1 protein-coding gene is annotated in these 1566 nt (G+C 68.7%); it reads right to left on the bottom strand.

Annotation, left to right across the window (positions count from 1 at the left end; genetic code table 11):
- Positions 1–1419 (bottom strand): DUF4407 domain-containing protein (locus NBW84_RS14245; RefSeq protein WP_250285211.1); only part of this gene is annotated, 1419 nt, incomplete at its 3' end.
- Positions 1420–1566: the final 147 nt, after the last annotated feature.

Here is a 1566-nt window from a genome sequence, read left to right as displayed (position 1 = left end):
GTCGTCCCGGTTATCCGCCCGGTACCGCTCCGGGGATGGCTGGTCACGGGTGGGCGATGCCGGGAAGTCGCTCGGGTAGGGGAAGTCGGCGGCCCTGCCGGAGGGCCGGGTGTTCGGGGCCGGCCGCGGGCCGGCGACAAGATAGCTGCCGAGATCCGCCTCGATACGCCGCAGCTCGTCTTCCCGCCATTTGTCGAGAAGTCTCTCGGCGACGTCGGCCTGAGCCCGGACGGTTCTCTGGACCGTCCGTTCGATCTCCGCCGCCTTGGCCTCACGTGCGGCGTTGACCTCCAGGGATGCCTCCATCTGCCACTCGCGGCCCTGCATCTTCTCGATCTGCAGCCGGCTGCGTTCCTCGATCTCGACAAACTGTTCGTAGAGCGTCGGCGGCCCCAGCGACATCAGGAACTTGACGAAGACCGGCAGGCACTCGATCGAGGTGATGAAAAGGAGCAGCAGGAGATGGGCCCAGCCGAGGGCGGGCCGCTCGGAGGTCAGCCGGTCGAGGGCCTCGATGCGGATGAGCATGCCGGTGTCGTCGCTGTTCTTGGCGTTGAACGCGGCGGTGTCCGCGGCACGGGCTTTCACGAGGCCGTCGAGCTGGGCGTTGACCGTGCTCAGCTCCGACTGGGCGTTGGCGAGCGTGGACGTGCGCGAGGCGTTCTGGTTCGTCTGCGCCACGTTGATGGCCCGGTCGAGCTGGCCCTGGAGTCTGTCGAGGTCGGCCTTGGCACTGTCCCGGATCGCGACTTTCTCGTTGTAGGCGATGCCGGCGCCGGGCCGGCCGCTGCCGCAGTCCGGCCGTCCTTCCTTCTCGCAGACCACGGCCTGCTCGGCCGCGTCGTATTTTTCTCGGGCGGCGTCGACCTGCGGCTGCAGGCGGGCCACCTCGGGATCCTTGCTGACGTCCGCGACGGCGCCGCCGGAGGCGACGGTCGCCTGTAACTGGGCCTGCCGGGCCCTGAGGTCGTTTATCTGCCTGGCGCGTTCGTCGTTCTGCATGTCGCGGTCGAACTGGTCGGCGCTCTCACGGTGCATGGTGGCCAGCTCGGCTTCTATCTCGGGCTCGAAGATGCGCAGCACCAGCGGCGTCGAGATGACCAGGCCGATAAGCACCGCCAGCAGCAGCCGCGGAAGCGCGATGACCAGGTTCTGGTACCAGTGCTCCCGACGTTGCACGGAGGCCACCAGCCACCGGTCGAGGCCCATGATCGCAAGACCCCACGCCCCGCCGACGAGAACGCAGGTGGCGATCGGCAGGCTCAGCCCCATGTGCAGGGCGAACGCGCAGGATGACGCAGCCATGAGCGACGTGGTCAGCACCGCGCTGCCGATACCGACGTACTTCGCCCGGTCGGTCGGGCAGCGGTCCAGGATCTGGGGGTTCGCCCCGGACAGCCAGATGAGAAGTCGTCTCACGACAGGCGCTCCCGCCCCCACAGCCTTGCGGCCATCCGCCCCCACACACCCTCTCGGCCTCGGTCAGGACCATGCCCGCCGGACTTACGGAACCTCACCCGACCCGCCGGAGGGGACGGGAACCACCAGTGCCCAGCCCGGCCGAAC

This window comes from Protofrankia sp. CiP1_Cm_nod2, assembly GCF_920664355.1.
In the GTDB taxonomy this organism is placed as follows: Bacteria; Actinomycetota; Actinomycetes; order Frankiales; family Frankiaceae; genus Protofrankia.
This window is presented reverse-complemented; position numbering and strand designations above follow the sequence as displayed.